The following is a 20058-nucleotide window of genomic DNA, read 5'->3' on the forward strand; positions in this document are numbered from 1 at the left end:
ATATAGATGGATTTTTTTGGTGAACAACGCACCCGTACCCAGCGAAGTCTATTGCTCTATGGGCTATTTTTTCTCATTGTCTTTGCCCATCTGGCAGTAGCGCTGGGTATCATGGCGCTGCTGCTAACGATATTTACTGGTGGCATTTATCATTGGGTGTTGATACTGGTTGCTATCTGGACAATCGGTAGCTTTGTGATCGGTAGTTTTTTAGAGTACAGACGTTTAGAAGCCGGTGGTCGCGCTATTGCTCAGCGTGTGGGCGGGGTTCGGCTGTTTATCGACCACAGCCAAGATGCGTGGGAGCATAGTCAAGGGGTTGCCCATCAGCATGAGGCTATACCAAAGGTTCGTTTCAGCGCCCACCATATCGCCGTGCGTGATGAGCGAGACTTCCCGCCTGTCTACCGTCGTTATTATGAGATTGCCCAGCAGCTAGCCATTGCTTCGGGTGTACGTATGCCGATTCTCTATATACTGCCTGATGAGCAAGGTATTAACGGCTTCGTTGCTGGTCGTCATAGTCAAGATATGGTATTGGTCGTCACTCAAGGCGCGCTTGATAAGCTGTCCGATGAGGGGCTATATGGGCTGATAGGGCATGAATATGGTCATATCTTGCATGGTGATGCGACATTTAATTTGCAACTGATGGTGGTGCTGGCAGGCTTGCAATTACTCTATGACTGGAGTGATTCTATTAATAATTTTGGCGCTGGTAATCAACGCAGTCATCAGAATAGCCATAATAATTATTTTGATGATGCGGTCAATCGACTGTCACAAAGAGCCGTCGATAGCCACGCGCGTAGCACTGAAGCTCAAACCGCCAATTTTACCACCCATAGTGAATGGGTAAGCTATTGGCAAAGTCAATCACAAAGCCAGCAGTCGTCAGCTAATAGCCAGTCACGATGGCTACAAAATAATAATAAGTTCGATAGTCAAGCACCGCGCAATATTTGGACGTTGTTAATACATGGATTGAGTTTTTCGAGTATGGCCAGTGCGCAACTGATTAAACACAGCTTTAATCGCCAGCGTGAATTGCTTGCCGATGCGACCAGCGTGCAGCTGACACGCTCGCCGGCTATTATGGAAACCTTACAAACCATTCATCAAGATTCGCTTGGTTCGCGTTTAACCAGTATCGCCGATATCAATGGTCTTAGTCACTTCTTCTTTGCCAGTAGTGGTGCTGATTTGGGTGACGTCTCTTGGTTTGCCACCCATCCGAGCTTGGCTGAGCGAATGAGTGCCATTAATGCCAACGCTTATCACGATTTTGCGGTAAAAGTGGCTAAAGAAAAGCGCATAAATCAACAGAAAATAAAAGAGATATATGAGCAGCGGCGATTAGGGGATTGGGGCGTCATAAAAGCAAATAGCCTAAGCAAAAACAAACAAGAAAAAAATACCCAATCATCAATATTTGAAACTCAATCAGCGTTAAATAACAATAAAAGCCTTACTAATAACAGAAATGATGTTATAGACAAAGAAATTACTGCTTTTCTTGCAAATGAAATAAAGAATGAGTTGGACGAAGATAAGGGGCTAGAGTTTGTTATCGAGAAAGATATCGTTGTTGAAGGACGTTTACAGGTTCAAGCGCAAAATATCGGTATTCATCAGTTGCTCAAGCCATGGCAAGCAAAACATGATAGCGATTTACCATCGGATACATTGATTGGTATCGATGATAGACAAAAAGTTTCACTGCCACAGTATATACCCAATCACAGTTATCACCCGCTCGGGGCGCAAGCTTTGATTGAAGCTGTTATGTTATGCCATCAAGGTCATATATTATCAACGACTGAGAGTTATGACTTGAGTGATATCTGGCTTGAACTTGCTAACGATAAAACGTCTGCTGCTGAAATCGATAATAACGCTAGCGCTAATATTAGCAGCCACCCCCAATTTTTAGCCCATACGATAGATCATAAATTATTAGCGGCAGTGGCACATCTTGATAGGCGTTTAGACAACGCATTGATTGCATTGGCAATAAAGCAATTGAGTCAGCATGACCTGTCAGAAACTGCTATCAATGAATTGCGTTTCAGATATGAAGCGAGTCATAGCAATCAAGATCATCAACATTATGTGCAGCAAAAAAAGTGTCGTACAATGCTGATGCGCTATCAACAGGGTATCATTGAGCTATTTGAACACTACCTCACGGCGGATTTAAGCCAAAATATCGCCGATAATATAGATAATGATAATTCTATTGATAAGCCTCAATTATTATCAAATCCTTTAGAAAATACCAACTCTCGCTTGCCATCGATTTTATCATTATGGCAAGCGCTACAGCTGCAGCAATTATTACCTATATTGTCTGCCGTATTAAACGAGGAACACGTGCATGCTCAGCCTCAGCTATTATGGTTATGGCAGCAAGCATTGCAAGCGGGTAGAGATGATATTTATGACCAGCTTGACCCTTCAGGACAGGTATTTGATGGTCTTGATGTTGCGGCGAAAACAATGCTTGTTTTATTGGCTTATCGCCTATCAAAAGATGTCAAGGGTCAAATCGTATCAGCACTAGATAGCTCAGTACACATTTCAGCACCTATTTCAGTACTCGGCTATAATAATGACAGTGTTGCTCATTATCTTGTGGATTTACGGCGTCATGCACGTTTGATTGATACTGACTTAGCCGCCGTTAGTGACGCAAATTTGCAATGGCTGCTATTGACTGCGCAAAATATAAATAGTATCCAGTTATTGGCAGTGATAGAAGCGGTGCCTATTTTATTAGCATCTGCCAGTCAATCATCTAGTTCTAAAGCCAAACGTAATGATAATTATAGACAGAGGCAACAGGGCGGCGCTCAAATAGATTATAATGTGATTAATAATAAGCCTTATGATTACAATGATTACCGGCAATGGCTGAGCACATTGCATACGGTGATGTTACACGATACGATAGTCAGTCAAGATGAATATGATTGCTTGACCGAGCTTGCCAATCATTGGCTGGGCGTTCGGCAGCTTTTTTGAGTAATTTAGTTGATGGTATTTAAGTAATTGTTTTGCTGGCAAGAAACGATATGTTCTTGACCTTTTCTTAATAGCATTTCTTTTGATAGTGAAAGCCTGTAAATTCATTTTAGATAAGTAGGATAGTAAATAAGCATGAGTGATATCCGAGAGCCGCTAATTGTATTGCAGCAGCGCATGCAGCAGCGCCAGATTTTAGCGATGATGGGTATCAATCAGTGGGTGCAGCCGAGCTCTAAGACATTGAGTATCGCAGGTATTTCTGCGCCTGCTCTGCTCGAGCAGACTACAGCTAATCCAATTTTAGCTAATCCTAGTATTTCTTCTGCGATTACCACTGAACAGCCAAGTATTGAATCTTCTAATATTGAATCCCCAAATATTAATGCCATATCAGATACGCTAGATGATGAGTCTATCAACCATTATTATAATGACGCTAATGATACAGATTTAAGCTATTCTGACCAGCAAAGCCCTGTTACTTATAGTTTTGACTCGACTACTCCTGACATCTCTAAGCCCGCCGTTACCTTACTTGTAAATACTGTTGTACAGCAAACTTCTATTGCTGATATAAATGACGCTTCGAGCTTTGAAGATGGCAGTTTTAAAGACGGTGGTTTTAAAGAAGAGGGCTTTCAAGAGGAAAGCTTTAAAAAAGTAGCACCATTTGATCTACAAGGTGGTCGCTATGGCGATTGGGTGATTTTGGTGGATATCCAAGCCCTTAATCATGACAGCCAAAAACTGTGGCAAAATATTACCCAAGCCTTATCCATCAGTTGTGAGACGACCTCATTCCCTATTTGTGAAGGTATGGATACGGCTGAGCTTGCCAATGCCAGCCTTGCTGGATACGTCTTTAAAATTGGCCGTAGCGAAGAGATACAGGTAGTGACATTGACCGCACTTCCTGAAGGTTTGGAACATCCTAACCTGACGACTGCACCCACGTTGGATGAAATGCTTACTGATAGTAATCTCAAACGTCAGCTGTGGGAGCAGTTATCAAAGTAGTATTAAAGGCTTACCACTTACTGTTATTACGACTACTATGACAGAGATTAAAAAATAACGATAAATTCACCTTCAACATTCAACCTTTAATAACCACGATGACTTCATCATATTTAGGACATTCATTATGACTACTAAAGCCGTTCCTAACCGCGTACCCGATTTTTCAGCGGGACCTGCTACTATACCGACGGCCGTATTATCACGCGCTCAAGAAGAGTTGCTTGATTGGCAGGGACGCGGCATGTCGGTCATGGAAGTGAGTCACCGTAGTAAAGAATACATCGCCATTGCCGAAAAAGCCGAAGCCAAATTGCGCTCATTGATGGACATTCCAGATAACTATAAAGTGCTGTTTTTACAAGGTGGCGCTAGCTTACAGTTTTCAGCGATTCCATTAAACTTGCTAAATGGTGGGCGCGCAGACTATCTAACGACGGGTGCATGGTCTGGTAAAGCTGTCAAAGAAGCCCAGCGCTATGCCAAACTTGGTCTTGGTGAAGTTAACGAAGTTGCAACAGGCAAAGGTAGCAGCTTTACTGATGTACCAACCGAGAGCGAGTGGACTATTAGCAAAGATGCCGCCTATTTTCATTACTGTGCCAACGAAACCATTCATGGTTTGCAAATATTTGAGCCGCCACAAGTCGATGCACCAATTGTCGTCGATATGTCTTCTTGCATTTTGTCACAGCCAATCGACGTGTCTAAATTTGGCATGATTTACGCCGGTGCGCAAAAAAATATCGGGCCAGCAGGTCTGATTATCGTGATTATCCGTGAAGATTTATTGGGCAAAGCGAGTGAATGGTGCCCACTGCTGATGAACTATGAGCACCAAGCTGAAAAAGAATCCATGTCAAACACACCAGCGACTTACTCTTGGTATTTGGCAGGGCTGGTATTTGATTGGTTAGAGGAGCAGGGCGGCGTCGCTGCTATCGGCAAAATCAACCAACAAAAAGCCGATTTACTCTACAAGACGATTGATGATAGCAGTTTTTATAGCAACCCAGTTGACCCTAAATATCGCTCTATCATGAATGTGCCTTTTACCTTAGCCGACAGCTGCCTTGATAAAGTATTCTTAGAAGAGTCGGAAGCGGCAGGCTTGATGAATCTAAAAGGTCACCGCGATGTCGGCGGTATGCGTGCCAGCATTTACAATGCAGTGTCATTAGATTGGGTGCAGCAGTTGGTCGATTTTATGATTGCGTTTGAAAAAAAGCACGCATAAATTATGCATAGACTTTAAAATAAAAGACGCAACTTTTATAAGCTGCGTCTTTTATTTTACGCGTTAGTATTCTTTTAAGATAAATGATGCATCATGTAGCGACTCTAACGCTGCAAAGCATTAGGTTAAAAAACCTAAGTTTGTTATGATAAAATTTTGCGGCACTTACTGCTTTACATTATAGAGCAGCACTTCAGTCAATTATCATCATATTCATTGGGCTAGCACAAGGGTTTGTTATAACTTTATTATGATAAAAAACACCATGCTAAAAGTCATCTTGTTAGTGGCAACACTAGGAGCAATGGCGAGCTGGATACCTGTTAGTATCGCAGCGCCAATCACCACGACTGCGCTTGGGCATAATAGTACCACTGAGTATATCGATGTGCCTTTTATGCCTTATGCCAACCCAAAGGCACCGACAGGCGGCACGTTATCGCTCGATGCGCGCGGCACCTTTAATGCGGCCAACAAGTGGATGACCACAGGTGTGGCGATGGTTGGCACCGATTATCTATATGACACCTTGATGACTGGCTCATTAAATGAAGCCTTTACCATGTATCCGCAGCTGGCGAGCAAGATCACTTATGATCCTGATGACACCAGTTGGATTATCTATCATATTAATCCTGCTGCCCGTTTTTGGGATGGAATGCCGGTCACCAGTAGTGACGTCAAAGCGACTTATGATGCACTGTTAAATAAAGGGCCAATGTATATTCGCAGCTATTTGGGTGATATTAAAGACATTCAGATTATTAATGACCAACAAGTGAAGTTTATCTTTGCCTCTGATGATAATAAAGAAATCTTGCTAACTGTCGGACAGTTTCCTATTTTTGCTAAGTCCTCTATCGATACGGATTTTGAAAAAATAACTTTGACGCCATTGATGGGCAGTGGGCCTTACAAGTTAGGGCGTGTCGATGCAGGGCGCTCGGTCAGCTACGTACGTGACCCCAATTATTGGGGTCGTGATTTGATGGTCAATCGCGGTCGTTATAACTTCGATATGATTAAGTTTGTTTATTATCAAAGCGATGAGATTGCCTTCGAAGGTTTTAAGTCTGGTCAATATCGTTTTCGCCCTGAGAATAAAGCCTCGAACTGGGCAACGGGTTATAACTTCCCTGCAGTCAAGGCAGGGATGATTAATAAAGAAACGATCAGCAGCGAAAACCCAGTACCGATGCAAGGTCTAGTCATGAATATGCGACGTCCCATCTTTCAAGATATTCGCGTTCGCCAAGCACTGAGCAAGGCTTATGACTTTGAGTGGATGAATAAGACCTTGTTTCATGGGCAGTATGAACGTTTACAAAGTTTCTTTCATGGCTCCGAGCTTGCTGCAACAGGGATGCCATCTGCTGAAGAGATGCAGGTGCTTACGCCTTTATTATCTAAGCTTGAACCGCTGCAACGTCAAGCCGTATTAATGGAGTGGCAATTGCCGACCAGTGACGGTAGTGGCTTTAACCGTAAGGAGTTACTAGAAGCGCGGCAGCTGTTGCTAGATGCTGGATTTTATTATAACGATATGAAGCTATATCAGCCCAATGGACAACTTGCTCAGATTGAGATATTGATGACAGGCGATACCATGGGTCGGGTGCTGCTGCCATATATTCGAAATTTAAAGCGCTTAGGATTTGATGCCACGTTACGTCAAGTCGACGGACCACAATATTATGAGCGGGTACGCCGTTTTGACTACGACATGATAGTTGATAAATTTGCTCAGAGTTTATCACCTGGTGCGGAACAAGTTGGTTTTTGGGGTAGCTCAGCGGCCGATCAATCGGGTAATAGAAATACTATCGGCATCAAAAACCCAGAGATTGACGCGGTGATAGAGCAGCTTGGCAATGCTAAAACTCGCGACGATACTGTATTATATACTCAGGTGCTCGATCGTCTACTACGTGCTGGTCATTATTTAGTGCCTTTATACGGCAAATCAGCGACCAATGTCGCCTATTGGGATCAATATCGTCATACTGAAAAACTGCCCTCTAATGCCATCGGTATTGACTACTGGTGGACGGATAAAGAAGCAGAAGCACGTGTTAACCAATACTTGAAGCAATAATTTAGAACAATAAGGGAAATAACGCTTCATCTTAAAATTTTATTTCGGTTAAAAAAATCAATAAAAGACATCAGCAATAAAGATAACTACTGGTAAGGATTTAATATGACTATTCGCATTCACCCAATCAAAGCGTTCAATGATAATTATATTTGGACATTGATTAATGAAAATAATAAACAGGCGATCGTTATTGATCCTGGTCAAGCTGAGCCTGTCATGAGTTATTTGGAAGAAAATAAATTGGAGCTAACGTCTATCTGGACGACTCATCATCATCATGACCATATCGGCGGTGTCGCAGAACTGCAAGAGTCTTATCCGATGACGCATCTGGTTGCGCATACTGAGCATAATGTCGATGAAGATCAAACCATCAAAGATGGTAGTACCGTCAGTGCGTGGGGCTGTGCAGCACAAGTATGGGATGTGTCCGGTCATACTGCTAGCCACGTGGCTTATATATTAGATATTGACGGGCTTAAACATTGCTTTTGTGGCGACACTTTATTTAGTGCTGGATGCGGACGGGTATTTACGGGGACGATTGAGCAATTACACAACAGCTTTAAGCGTTTAAATGGTTTGCCAGCTGAGACGCTGCTATATCCTGCGCATGAATACACTGCCAGTAATCTGCGCTTTGGACTATCTATTGAACCTACTAATGAAGCAATGCAGCAAGCACTGATTCAAGCAGAAGAAAAAACCGCCCAAGGTATTCCGACGTTGCCAGTCACTTTAGAACATGAACGTGCGATCAATGTATTTTTACGGACGCAAGAGCCGAGTGTGATAGCAGGGGTGAAGTCTAAAGTAACTATCGATGATGATAAATCTTTGGCTGTATTTGCTGCGTTACGTGAGCTTAAAAATAACTTTTAAACCATAACGGGCGCTTCGACTGACGTTTTGATAGTTATTAGCTGCGTATTCTTTCTGTCGTCATATTTATTATCTTAGGAAGCCACCGTTATGGGTCGTTATATCTTAAAAAGGTTACTGCTGATATTACCGACGCTTTTTTTGATATTGCTCGCAAACTTTGTGATTGTACAAGCAGCGCCTGGTGGTCCTGTCGAGCAGCAACTGGCGCTTATTGAGCAAGGTGCAAAAGACAATGCGCTTGGCGGTAATATTGGCGCGGGTAGTGCGGGAAATAACAGTACCTATCAAGGTACGCGTGGCTTATCTGAGGAAATGGTTGCAGCGATTAATGCCCAATACGGGTTTGATAAATCGGCACCTGAGCGCTTTTGGCTCATGTTAAAGAATTATGCTCAGCTAGATTTTGGCGAGTCTTTTTTTAAAGGACAGTCGGTAACAGATTTAATTATCGAGAAATTACCCGTTTCTATCTCGCTTGGGCTCTGGAGCACGTTGCTGATTTATATGATAGCGATTCCACTAGGTATCTATAAAGCCATGCATCATGGCTCGGAGATGGATAAATTCACTGCTATGCTGCTTGCTATCGGGCATGCAATACCCGTTTTCGTATTTGCCGTTATATTACTGGTGTTTTTTGCAGGTGGTAGCTACTGGAATATCTTTCCACTGCAAGGCTTGACCTCTGAGAACTTCGATCAATTAAGCGCGCTGGGTAAAATCAAAGATTACTTTTGGCATTTGGCGCTACCACTGCTGGCAAGTACGATTGGCGGTTTTGCGGGTTTGACCTATCTGACCAAGTTTAGCTTTTTAGAAGAGCTGGGTAAGCAATATGTACTTACTGCTCGTGCTAAAGGGCTGGGTGAGCGTCAGGTCCTTTACGGGCATGTGTTTCGTAATGCCATGCTGATTATTATTGCAGGTATTCCAGCGGCTATCGTTGGCATTTTCTTTGCCGGAAACTTCTTAATCGAGATTATTTTTAAACTTGATGGTTTGGGTCTCTTAGGCTTCGAAGCCATTCAACAGCGCGATTATCCTGTGATATTCGGTACGCTATTTATCTTTACTTTACTCGGACTATTATTACAGTTAATCAGTGATTTAAGTTATCACTTAATTGATCCTCGTATCGATTTTGAGGGGCGCTAATGTCAAGTTATCCGTTACCTTCAACGCCTTCATCTGCATCTCCTGTCTCTATGCCAAAAAAACGTCGCCTAAATCCTATCTGGCAGGCGCGACTTAATCGCTTTCGTCAAAATCGTCTTGGCGTCGTATCATTATTCATTTTTGCGCTGATATTCGTCATTTGTATGGCAGCCAATGTGATTGCCAATGACAAGCCGCTACTGGTGCAGTATCAAGGCGATTATTACTTTCCTGTCCTAAAAGCCTATCCTGAAACGGCTTTTGGTGGGGTGTTTGAGACTGAAGCCAATTATAAAGACCCTGCGGTACAGGCGCTGATTGATGAGCAGGGTTTTTACATTATGCCGCCCATTCCATTTGCTGATCAGACACCAAACGTTGAGCTGGGTATTCCATATCCAGCAGCGCCCAATAGCCAGAACTGGCTTGGTACTGATGACTTAGGCCGCGATGTGTTGGCACGGATACTTTATGGCATGCGGGTGTCATTATTGTTCGGTTTAGCATTAACACTTGCTGGGGCAGTGATTGGTATTATCGTCGGTGCAATACAAGGTTATTACGGTGGTTGGATAGATTTGGCAGGGCAGCGCTTCATGGAAGTATGGGGCGGTATGCCGCAGCTGTTTATGATTATTATTTTGGTCAGTTTATTCAGCCCCAGTATCTTTATGCTATTTGCAATGATGTTATTATTTGGTTGGATGGGATTGGTCGGTTTGGTACGGGCGGAGTTTTTGCGCGCGCGTAACTTTGATTATGTCCGTGCGGCGCGTAATCTTGGGGTATCGGACAGTCAAATCATGCTCAGACATATTTTGCCCAATGCCTTAGCATCAAGCTTGTCACAGCTGCCATTTATATTGACCGCTAATATTATCGCTTTAACCGCACTAGATTTTTTAGGTTATGGCTTGCCGCCTGGGTCACCGTCTCTCGGCGAGCTGATGGTACAAGGGAAAAATAATCTCGATGCACCATGGCTTGCGCTATCTGGGTTTTTTAGTTTGACCTTTATCTTATCACTGCTAATATTCGTTGGCGAAGCGCTGCGTGATGCGTTTGATCCGAGGCGCTCTTAAGATGACCATGACTGATACGCACACTGACAGCCTAAACGGCAACCGTAGCAATACACAGCAAAAGCTAATATTGAGTGTCGATAAGCTTAGTATTCTTACCAATAACGGCGTAACGTTAGTCGATAAACTCTTTTATGAGCTGCGGCAAGGACAAACTCTTGCTATCGTAGGTGAATCAGGCTCTGGCAAATCTATTGCAAGTCTCGCGCTATTAGGCTTATTGCCAGACAGTTTGACCGTTAGCGGTGAGGTGAAGCTGGCAGGGTCAGCAGGGTTCACTGTGCTACCGATAGCCAATGCCAATGCCAATGCCAATGTTAGTGTTAGTGCTAAGGCACGTAACGCTGCGCTGCGCTCTATTCGTGGGCAGCGCATCGGCATGGTGTTTCAAGAACCGATGACGGCGCTCAATCCACTACATACAGTTGCCAAACAAATTGCTGAATCACTACGTCTAGTTGGTGTGCCCAAGAAACAATGGCAAAGTCAAACAATCGATTTACTAAATGATGTCAATATTACCAATCCGATTGATAAGCTGAACCGCTATCCACATGAGCTATCAGGCGGTCAGCGTCAGCGCGTTATGATTGCCATGGCATTGGCACAGCAGCCTGATATTTTAATCGCTGATGAGCCGACCACCGCGCTTGATGTGACTCTCCAACATGAGATTCTCGCTCTATTAGATGACCTTAAGCGTCAGCATAATATGGCGATGGTGCTTATTAGCCATGACCTCAATCTGGTCAGGCGCTACAGTGATGAAGTAATCGTCATGCACCAAGGTAAAACGATTGAGCAGGGGCAAACCGCAGCGGTGTTTAACCAGCCCAAAGCCGAATATACCCGCTCGCTAATCAAACAAGACTTTGGCCAAGCACTGAACTTCTCTAATGATGATGAAAGTCAGCCACAAACCGTATTGCAACTCAGCAATTTACAAGTACAGTTTCCCATTGAAAAAAGTCTGTTTGGTAGTACTAAGCGCTGGTTTGATGCAGTAAAAAATGTTGATATGACGCTACAGAAAGGGTGGGCGTTAGGCATTGTAGGTGAGTCAGCTCTGGAAAAACCACGATAGCGCTTGCATTAAGTCAATTGCTTAGCAATCAAGCGCGTGTGGGTGGCGAAATAATAGTCAATGGACAAGATATTTCAGTATTGTCCAAGGGTGAGCTACGTCAGTTTCGCTCGCAAATTCAAATGGTATTTCAAGACCCATTTGCCAGTATCAATCCACGTATGACAGTGATGCAAATCGTTGAAGAAGGATTGCTCGTACAAGGCGTTGATAAGGCAGCACGGCAGCAGGCAGTGATGGATAGCCTTACTACCGTGCATCTGCCAGCTGAGTTTGCGCATCGTTATCCGCATGAGCTATCAGGTGGTCAGCGTCAGCGTGTCGCACTTGCGCGCGCCCTTATTATGCAGCCGAGTCTATTGATATTAGATGAGCCGACGTCCGCGCTTGATAGTACCACGCAGGTGACCGTCGTTAATTTACTACGTGAAATTCAGGAAAAATTGCAAATCAGTTATGTGTTTATTAGTCATGACTTAAAAGTGGTGCGCGCCTTATGTCAGCATATTATGGTGCTTAAAGATGGCATATGTATTGAGTACGGACGTACTGAAGATGTTTTTAATAGCCCACAGCATCCCTATGCGCAGCAGTTGCTGCAGGCGAGTATGATTTAGCTTAGCCAAAAAGAGTTAAGCAGATATAGCCAAATAAGCAGAACATGGCAGTTCATACTAATTGCGATATCCTAAAAATAGCAGTGATACAATAAGTTAAACAGACGTTCACTTTAGTTGGATGCTTAGATTTGTTTAATTTTTAGTTAAAGAGCCGTTTAAATTGCTGCTTTAAAGGATTGTCATCGCTATTATTACCATCATTAAAAAGGATTTTTACTCATGAAAAAACAAAATAGTATTGTTAAATTAGTAAATAACAAGTTAGTAAATACCAATGGATTGCAGAATGTCGGTTATTTAGCCGTTGCTAAAACACGCGCTAAAGTCTTAAAAGCGTTCGCTTATGTTGTTCCAATTAGAAGACCAATGCTATTTGTTGGTGAGAGCTCTTGTGAAGAGCTATGTGATATGGCTATCAACGAAGGCAGCACCAATGTATTTATCGTCACTGATGCCGTGCTTAATAAGCTAGGTATCCCAGCCAAAGTGACTGATTATCTAGATAGCAAAAATATCAGCTATACCGTTTATGACGGCATTACCCCAGACCCTACTTTTAAGGTTGTCGAAAAAGGACTGCGCAAATCTATCGATGCTAAGTGCGATTCAATTATTGCCATCGGTGGTGGTTCGGTCATTGATGCGGCTAAGATGATTGCGATGTCACAAGGCAATAGCTGCAAGCCGCAACAACTTATCGGCATTCTTAAAGCCAGAAAGCCTTCTATGCCGCTCTATTGTATTCCTACCACGGCTGGCACAGGTTCAGAAGCAACCCTTGGTGCAGTAGTATCAGACGATAAAACGCATCAAAAAGCGCTGTCTATTGACCCAAGAATGGTGCCATTAGCAGCGGCTATTGACCCTGTTATTATGAAAGGCATGCCGGCTCATATCACAGCGGATACAGGTATCGATGTATTGACTCATGCGCTTGAAGCTTGGATGAGTGCCAATGCCAGCGTCGAGACCGACTATTATGCGGCTTCTGCGGTCAAATCTGTGATGCAAAACCTACCGCTGGTCTATAAAGACGGCGGCAATCTTAAAGCCAGAGAAGCAATGGGTATTGCCGCTCATTACGGCGGTATCGCCTTTAATAAAGCGGGTCTTGGTTACGTCCATGCTATCGCCCACCAGTTGGGGGCGTATTATAGTATTCCTCACGGTCGTGCCAATGCCATCGTGCTGCCGTATGTGCTTGATGTCAATCGTCAAGGAAGTAAAAAAAGACTGGCAGAGTTGGCTAGAAAAACAGGTATGGTAAAATCGGGACAAGCTAGCAAGAGTGATGCTGAGATTGCCGACCACCTCATCGCGCAAGTACGCAAACTGATTGCTACTTTGAATATAGATCCAACGGTGAAAGGCATGCAAAGCAGTGATTTTGATAAAATTGCCAAAGCAGCAGCAAAAGAAGTCGGTGATACCTATGCCGTACCAACGTATCTATCAGCGTCTGAAATCAAGGCTATTTTTAACCAAGATTCAGCAAGCCAGTGATGAGCATACTGCTGGAAAATAAAAGAGTAACTAAGCTACATAAGCTGCCTAAGATATATTGATATAATATAAAAGAGCACACTACGCTGTCCGTAATGTGCTCTTTTTTAATTATTGTACTTTGTAGCAAACTTATCTTATTAAGAAATTGGGTATAATTCAAGATTATACTGTTTAATTATATTAAATAATATCTAATTACTGTTAAATTTTATCACAATGTAGGTATAGTTTAGTGAGGTCAAAGAGTTATCATAGTTATATTATATTACTTTTAGGAGGTATCGATGAATCATAAATTAAAGACGGGCGCTATTTCGATGGCTGTAGCAGCCATCAGTATGGTTTTCGTTGGCTGTGCTGCCACCGAAAATACGCCCGCTGTAAAAAATACTGCCATCGATAATCCTTATGCGCCAACGGACCCAAATCTCGCAGTCGCTACGGTCGCTGGCGGTTGTTTTTGGTGCGTGGAAGCGGGTTATGAAAAAATACCTGGCGTTGTAGAAGTGGTCTCTGGCTATACCGGCGGTCAATCGACCAATCCAACTTATAGCACTGTATCAGCAGGCGGCACAGGGCATACTGAAGCTGCGCAGGTCTATTATGACCCGACGAAAATCACCTATAATGGTATCGTTCAAGCGTTATGGCGCATTGGGGATCCTACCGATGATAAAGGTCAGTTTGTAGATCGTGGTACTCAGTATCGTCCTGCTATTTTTTATAATAATGCACAAGAAAAGCAGATAGCAGAGGCGGCTAAGCAATCACTGCAAGACTCTGGTGTCTATAGCAAACCAGTTGTGATTGAAATTGTTGCTGCTAGCAAGTTTTACCCTGCTGAAGAGTATCATCAAGATTACTATAAGAAAAACCCAATCCGCTATAAGGCTTATACCTTTAATTCTGGTCGTTATCAGTTTATCGAAAGTGTCTATGGTAAAGACTACGAGCTGGATTTTAGCCAGTTTAAACCTATGGCGGCAGGTAGCGTACAGGCAATATCAAACAATGCGTCAGCTACTAAAGCTAGTACAGGATTCAATCCAGATACCTTTGTGAAGCCTGCACAGGATGAGCTAAAGCAGTCACTCAGTGACATTCAATATAAAGTCACTCAAAAAGACGGCACCGAACGTGCTTTTGATAATGAATATTGGGATAATAAAGCGCCTGGGCTGTATGTCGATGTGATATCGGGGGAGCCACTATATTCCTCTCGTGATCAATACAAATCTGGCACTGGCTGGCCAAGCTTTACCCGTCCATTGAGCACGGATATGGTCGTTGAGAAAGAAGACCGAGGGATATTCGGAAGCCGTACCGAAATCCGTAGCCGCTATGCAGACTCACACGTCGGTCATGTGTTCGATGATGGCCCAGCACCGACAGGCAAGCGCTACTGTATGAATTCAGCGGCAATGCGTTTTATTCCACTGGCACAAATGGAAGCAGAAGGTTATGGCAATTGGATTGATGAAGTAAGCTAGGTTAGTTAAGCCTCGTTATATTGTAATCAAGGATTGATTGCTAATTATTAATGATAGCTATATTGAAAGGTACGCATTAAGAAAGGATACTTAAGTATCCTTTTTTTATTATCTATTGTTATTTGAAGCGTTAGAATGCAGGCTGACGTCTAGGGATCGCACTCAAAAACTCATTGCGCGCTTGATTGTCATGTACGTACTCACCCAACATCGATGTTGTACGTGTGGTGGAGTGCTGCTTATTTACGCCGCGCATCATCATGCACATATGCGCTGCATCCATCACTACTGCTACGCCGCGACAGCCAGTGACATCCATGATAGTTTGTGCCACTTGCTCGCTTAAATTTTCTTGAACTTGCAAGCGACGGGCGAACATGTCGACGATACGGGCAAATTTTGATAAGCCCAGTACTTGACCATTGGGTAAATAGCCTACATGAGCGATACCATGAAAAGGCAGCATATGATGTTCGCACAATGAATAAAATTCAATATTTTGTACCAATACCAGCTCGCGATTGCTCGATGGAAACAGGGCGTCGTTGACGACTTCATCCAAGCTTTGATGATAACCTTGGGTTAAATGTGCAAAAGCTTTTGCGGCACGCATCGGCGTTTCTTCAAGACCGGGACGCTGTAAGTCCTCGCCAGTTGAGAGAATAAGTTGACGATAAGACTCAACGCTTTCTTGGTAATTTGATGCTATTGTTGGGGTGTTACTCATAAGTTTGGCAGCCATCCAAAATGTGGGTGTAGCTTAACGCTAAATCCCTAATTACGAACAGTTACAAATAACTATTGTAAAGGATTTTTATAAAAATTGTGCAAGCTGGGAAGGGCTGTGATTATACTTGAAATCTACTTAACTTCATACTGCTGTGGCGAGCAGTTGGGCGTTTAATCGATATTAGACGACATTATAAGGTAATACAGTTTACGACTGTTTACTTAAATTAATTCGTGTATAATGACTTATTTTATAATTTGTACTTTTTACGCTGTGATATTCATCGTATCTCATCACTCTAAATAACTTACTATGATTAAACAATTTTGATCGACCCAAAAGGAAATATTATGCTACTACAAGGACAACGATTTGTCGTGACAGGCATTGCGAGCAAACTGTCTATCGCTTGGGCTATCGCTGAGGCACTGCACCGTGAAGGTGCCTCATTAATTCTCACTTATCCTAATGATAAGATCAAAAAGCGTGTCGATATGGCAGCGGAGAAATTCGAAGCAGATTTGGTACTTGAGTGTGATGTGGCGTCTGATGAGTCTATCGCTGCCTGCTTTGAGCAAGTCACTGCCCATTGGGGTGATGGAATCGATGGTGTGGTACATGCGATTGGCTTTGCACCGATGGATCAGCTTGATGGCGATTTTGTTAAGGCAACGACCCGTGAAGGTAGTCAAATTGCCCATGATATCTCAAGCTATAGTTTTGTGGCATTAGCCAAAGAAGCTCGTGCTTTATTGGCCATGCGTCATGGTTCGATGCTGACATTGACATATGAAGGTAGTATCTCGGTATTGCCAAACTACAACGTCATGGGTATGGCAAAGGCCAGCCTCGAAGCCAGTGTTCGCTATTTGGCTACTTCGATGGGCGGTGAAGGCATTCGTGTCAATGCGATCTCAGCAGGTCCTATTCGCACGCTTGCTGCCAGTGGCATCAAATCATTCCGTAAAATGCTCGATATCAGCGAAAAAATCGCGCCGCTACAACGTAATATCACACAAACCGAAGTTGGTAATGCGGCGCTTTTCTTGCTATCACCTTGGGCATCTGGTATTACCGGCGAGATTATGTTTGTTGACGCAGGTTTTAATACCGTTGCTATCAGTGAGCAATTAATGATGCTTGATGAGCCGAAATAATGCTCTTCAATAGTCGGTTATAGGGTTCTATAGATCAGGAAGGCAGCCAATAGGTTGCCTTTTTTGGTTATAATAGATGCTTTTTGGTGATAAGCCATTAGGCGGCGAATATGATAACCAAATTACCAAAGTGGATATTGTGGGGCGGGGCAGTACTGGCATTCAGTGCTGGCTGTGTTAACACCGCTGCGTTAATGGGGTTTACCAATCTATCGGTTTCTCATGTCACGGGCAACGTAAGCCTATTTGCAGCGGCTATTGCTTACTTGGATGTGCGTAGTATCTTGTATATCGGTGCGCTGCTACTGTCTTTTTTGGCAGGTGCGATACTGAGCGGTTATGTGATTGGGCAGACATCATTAAAGTTAGGTAGGCGCTATGGTAGTGCGCTATATATCGAGGCGGCACTGTTAATGGCCAGCTACTGGTTGTATCAGCAGCATGATTATTTAGGACAGTTGGCAGCGGCAATGGCATGCGGATTACAGAATGCCATGGTAGCGACTTATAGTGGTGCGGTTATTCGTACCACCCATTTGACAGGTTTGACATCAGATATGGGCGCAGCGATTGGTAACTGGTTGGCGGGCCGATCGATTAGCAAACCAACATTAGGGTTTCAAGCCATTATTTGGTATTGCTTTTGCGGTGGCAGCGCCGTTGGAGCATTTTTATTCGCCAAGGTTGGCTATGAAGCACTATTTGTACCCATTGCTATCGTCTTGACGGCAGCATTTATATATAACTACGCCTCAGATCGCTTGCCAGAAAAAAGAGAGCCAAAACACGAAAGGCGCTCATCATAATGATAAGCACCTTTCGTGTTTTGGCTTGGGTAATCATAAAACGTTGTTTTACTTCTCACCTTCATGGTCTTCATGTTCATGCATGCCCTGCATCATATCGAGTGCAGAGTCATCGGTACGCTGCTGATCTTTTTTAGCCAAACCGTCTTGATTGATATCTCTTGGTGCCATTTTAGTGGTTGAGTCTGTTTTATTTGCATCTGTCATAAAGTACTCCTATTTATTGTTATTCATTTTCCGATATAAATACTAATAAAAAATAGTTGTTAAGCTATTACTGGTATTAGAAATTTATTTTGACTTATTTAGTATGGGATAGCACCATACGCTTGTACATACTAAGTGTACGCTTGTTTAGTGACGATGTGTAACCGCACCTCACAAGGCTTGCTGTTTAATGAAAAGCAGTTACTTGGTTATAAGTTGCTCTCACTCACTCTCGGCGTTCGGTTCAAAAATAAAAAACTCATGAGATAAATATCATCTCTAGAAAGTACCGTTTTAAAGTACCTTTCCTAAAACGCATTAAAGTAATTCTTTACCTATAAAATAACCATATTTATTGCAAATTTTATAAGGGTTTTTTTATAAAGGCTTTGTTGCATCAGCTTTTTGTTATATATCTGTTATGATAACGGCGTATTTTTTGTGGTTGCTGGTTGAATAACCATTAATCACTAACATGCGTTTTTATTTTAGCGTCTTTTTACACTGTCTTTGGGAAAATAAGGACATTTTATGTCAGAGCAAAAACTAGATAGCCATCTTCCTGATGATGGCAATGAGTATTTATTTACCGATACCTTTCCAAAGGGTACTGGTAAAGGGTTGATAGTGGTCGCTATTGCGGCAGTTATCAGTATGATTATTTATAATGTATTGCCATTCGATATCAATGCCAATAGGGGTCTTGCCTTATTGTTCTTCATCGGCGTATTGTGGCTAACGGAAGCGTTGCACGTCACGATTACGGCACTACTGGTAGTCGTGGTTGGTGCCTTAGTTGGTATACCAGAATTCGATGCCGAAATAGGCTTACAAAGCTTTGCCAATCCGACCATTTATTTGTTTTTTGGTGGCTTTGCTTTAGCGGCAGCCTTGCATGTGCAGCAATTGGATAAAAAAATTGCCCTGAAGATTTTATCGATGTCAGGTGGCAAATTAAGCACGGCGGTATTTTTGATATTTGGCGTGACCGCATTTTTGTCGATGTGGATATCGAATACTGCGACGGCGGCGATGATGTTGCCATTAGCGCTAGGTATTTTAACGCAAGTTGACCGCGAAAAAGACCGAGGCACTTTTGTATTTGTACTATTAGGTATCGCTTACTCAGCAAGCCTTGGTGGTTTAGGTACGATCGTTGGTTCGCCACCAAATGCTATCGCTGCAAAGGCGCTCAATATTGCCTTTGTGGACTGGATGAAGTTTGGTGTGCCGATGATGCTGGTATTATTGCCGCTATTGTTAGGCGCGATGTATGTGTTTTTGAAGCCCAACCTGAACCGTAAAATTGTATTGGTTGAAGATGAGCCTATTGTATGGAATAAACCTCGCGTAGTGACGATTATCGTCTTTATTGTCACCGCGTTGAGCTGGATTTTCTCCAAAAAAATTGGTGCTGCGCTTGATATTACGGATACTGATGCAGTTATTGCCTTATCAGCTGCTGCTGCTGTGGTCAGCTTAGGTTTGGTATCTTGGAAGCAAGTGTCTGATAATACGGATTGGGGTGTGCTCATGCTGTTCGGTGGTGGCATCGCCCTATCGACTATTCTGAAAGTGTCAGGTGCGTCCTTGGTTCTAGGGGAAACGGTCGCTAATGCGTTGTCTTCTGCACCGCTTATCGTGGTGATGATTGAGGTATCAGCATTTATTATTTTCTTAACGGAGTTTGCTTCTAATACCGCTTCTGCCGCACTGCTGGTTCCCGTATTTGCTGCCATTGCAGAGCAGATGGGTTTACCGCACGAAGTGCTGGTATTGGTCATCGGTATTGGCGCATCTTGTGCCTTTATGCTACCCGTTGCGACACCGCCAAATGCGATTGTCTTTGGTACGGGATTGATTAAACAGAGCGAAATGATCCGTACGGGTGTCATTCTTAATATCATTGCTACCTTTATCGTCGGATTGTGGGCTTATTTCTTCTTAATATAGTTTA

Annotated in this window: 14 protein-coding genes and 1 pseudogene; 13 read left to right on the plus strand and 2 right to left on the minus strand. The window is 43.1% G+C overall.

Translation table 11 applies throughout. From position 1 onward, the window contains the following. Nucleotides 1-6: 6 nt before the first annotated feature. The 10 genes and pseudogenes from JMV76_RS00195 (at nt 7) to msrB (ending at nt 15201) form a co-directional block, all read left to right on the plus strand. Nucleotides 7-3024, plus strand: a complete 3018-nt coding sequence (locus tag JMV76_RS00195) for a M48 family metalloprotease (RefSeq protein WP_201501197.1) — start codon at nt 7-9, stop codon at nt 3022-3024. A 135-nt stretch (nt 3025-3159) separates the two neighbouring features. After that, the gene (locus tag JMV76_RS00200) at nt 3160-4044 is read left to right on the plus strand and encodes a hypothetical protein (protein WP_201501198.1); all 885 of its coding nucleotides are present in this window, start codon (nt 3160-3162) and stop codon (nt 4042-4044) included. 127 nt (nt 4045-4171) lie between these two features. Then, entirely contained in the window at nt 4172-5281 is a 1110-nt protein-coding gene (gene serC / locus JMV76_RS00205) for a 3-phosphoserine/phosphohydroxythreonine transaminase (protein WP_201501199.1), read from the plus strand. A 250-nt stretch (nt 5282-5531) separates the two neighbouring features. Beyond that, nucleotides 5532-7376, plus strand: coding sequence for an extracellular solute-binding protein (locus tag JMV76_RS00210; protein ID WP_201501200.1), 1845 nt, complete (start codon nt 5532-5534; stop codon nt 7374-7376). Between the two features lie 105 nt (nt 7377-7481). Next, entirely contained in the window at nt 7482-8261 is a 780-nt protein-coding gene (gene gloB / locus JMV76_RS00215; protein WP_201501201.1) for a hydroxyacylglutathione hydrolase, read from the plus strand. Between the two features lie 90 nt (nt 8262-8351). After that, a complete protein-coding gene (yejB, locus tag JMV76_RS00220; RefSeq protein ID WP_201501202.1) occupies nt 8352-9419 on the plus strand; it encodes a microcin C ABC transporter permease YejB in 1068 nt (355 codons plus the stop codon). A gap of 50 nt (nt 9420-9469) precedes the next feature. After that, a complete protein-coding gene (locus JMV76_RS00225; RefSeq protein WP_201501610.1) occupies nt 9470-10501 on the plus strand; it encodes an ABC transporter permease in 1032 nt (343 codons plus the stop codon). A gap of 7 nt (nt 10502-10508) precedes the next feature. After that, nucleotides 10509-12202: pseudogene (locus JMV76_RS00230) on the plus strand (ABC transporter ATP-binding protein). 222 nt (nt 12203-12424) lie between these two features. Then, entirely contained in the window at nt 12425-13708 is a 1284-nt protein-coding gene (locus tag JMV76_RS00235; RefSeq protein ID WP_201501203.1) for an iron-containing alcohol dehydrogenase, read from the plus strand. A 287-nt stretch (nt 13709-13995) separates the two neighbouring features. After that, nucleotides 13996-15201 carry a peptide-methionine (R)-S-oxide reductase MsrB gene (gene msrB / locus JMV76_RS00240; protein WP_201501204.1) on the plus strand — a complete coding sequence of 402 codons (1206 nt, stop codon included), beginning with the start codon at nt 13996-13998 and terminating at the stop codon, nt 15199-15201. Nucleotides 15202-15331: 130 nt separating this feature from the next. On the opposite strand, the gene folE is transcribed toward msrB, so the two are convergent. Beyond that, nucleotides 15332-15928, minus strand: a complete 597-nt coding sequence (gene folE / locus JMV76_RS00245) for a GTP cyclohydrolase I FolE (protein WP_193008042.1) — start codon at nt 15926-15928, stop codon at nt 15332-15334. Between the two features lie 353 nt (nt 15929-16281). On the opposite strand from folE, the gene JMV76_RS00250 reads away from it, so the two are divergent. Further along, the gene (locus JMV76_RS00250) at nt 16282-17088 is read left to right on the plus strand and encodes an enoyl-ACP reductase FabI (RefSeq protein ID WP_060491067.1); all 807 of its coding nucleotides are present in this window, start codon (nt 16282-16284) and stop codon (nt 17086-17088) included. Nucleotides 17089-17198: 110 nt separating this feature from the next. Then, a complete protein-coding gene (locus tag JMV76_RS00255; protein WP_201501205.1) occupies nt 17199-17894 on the plus strand; it encodes a YoaK family protein in 696 nt (231 codons plus the stop codon). 48 nt (nt 17895-17942) lie between these two features. On the opposite strand, the gene JMV76_RS00260 is transcribed toward JMV76_RS00255, so the two are convergent. After that, nucleotides 17943-18101 (minus strand): hypothetical protein, encoded by a 159-nt coding sequence (locus JMV76_RS00260; RefSeq protein WP_167541670.1) that lies wholly within the window; start codon nt 18099-18101, stop codon nt 17943-17945. A 531-nt stretch (nt 18102-18632) separates the two neighbouring features. Between JMV76_RS00260 and JMV76_RS00265 the strand changes: the two genes are divergently transcribed. Continuing rightward, nucleotides 18633-20054, plus strand: coding sequence for an SLC13 family permease (locus JMV76_RS00265; protein ID WP_201501206.1), 1422 nt, complete (start codon nt 18633-18635; stop codon nt 20052-20054). Nucleotides 20055-20058: the final 4 nt, after the last annotated feature.

It is taken from the genome of Psychrobacter cibarius, from assembly GCF_904845955.1.
In the GTDB taxonomy this organism is placed as follows: Bacteria; Pseudomonadota; Gammaproteobacteria; order Pseudomonadales; family Moraxellaceae; genus Psychrobacter; species Psychrobacter cibarius_B.